The 650-nt window shown below is 59.5% G+C and carries 1 protein-coding gene; it reads right to left on the bottom strand.

Features of this window, described 5'->3' with window-relative positions:
* Positions 1-352: 352 nt before the first annotated feature.
* A complete protein-coding gene (locus LUZ64_RS36805; protein ID WP_232390659.1) occupies positions 353-520 on the bottom strand; it encodes a hypothetical protein in 168 nt (55 codons plus the stop codon).
* Positions 521-650: the final 130 nt, after the last annotated feature.

The raw sequence follows: 650 nt of genomic DNA, 5'->3' as shown, positions 1-650 counted from the left end.
CAGCGCAAGGCGGGAGATCCTGCCGGTCATCTCCCGCAAAGGCGCCCCGAACATCCAGCGCCTGGGCAAACTCCGCTACGCCGTGGAACAGACCTTCGCCCTGCTCCACCAGTTCAAACGCCCCGCCGTCCGCTGGGAGCACCGAACCGAACCCCACAACGCGTTCCTCTCGCTGGCCTGCGGCCCCAACCGCCCGAGGCACCTCAAGAAGACCCGTTCATCATCCTGTTACGAGCCCTTAGTACGAGAGAGCTGTACCTCAGCTGAGGCTGCCACTCGATCCCGCCTTGCTAGCCCAAAGGCGTGTACAGAAGCGTAATCTCCCTAATTGATTGACGTAGAGTAAGGTGTGTCACATGATGGTGTCACGCTGCTGTATCGCATTGCCTTCGCTGTCATGAAGCGTAATGGTGGACCGTGGCAGGCGTGTGGAGTGAATGCCATTCATTTTTGGCTGCAACAAAGCAGCAGCAAGGAATTGTTTCCGTCGCAATATCGCGATCGAATGATCATTGAGCATTGACTAAGGGTTGTTCCGTGGCTGCTGGTGGTGTGGCACGTTGGTGTGGGTGGTGGTGTGGGTGGTGTGATCATGGCGTCGGGGCGGTCCTGGGTAGTGCCGTTCACGGGGCTGGGCGCGCGGCGGTTCG

This window comes from Streptomyces albireticuli (genome assembly GCF_021228125.1).
Taxonomy (GTDB): Bacteria; Actinomycetota; Actinomycetes; order Streptomycetales; family Streptomycetaceae; genus Streptomyces; species Streptomyces albireticuli.
The sequence above is the reverse complement of the archived record's forward strand: the minus strand, read 5'-3'. Positions and strand labels throughout refer to the sequence as shown.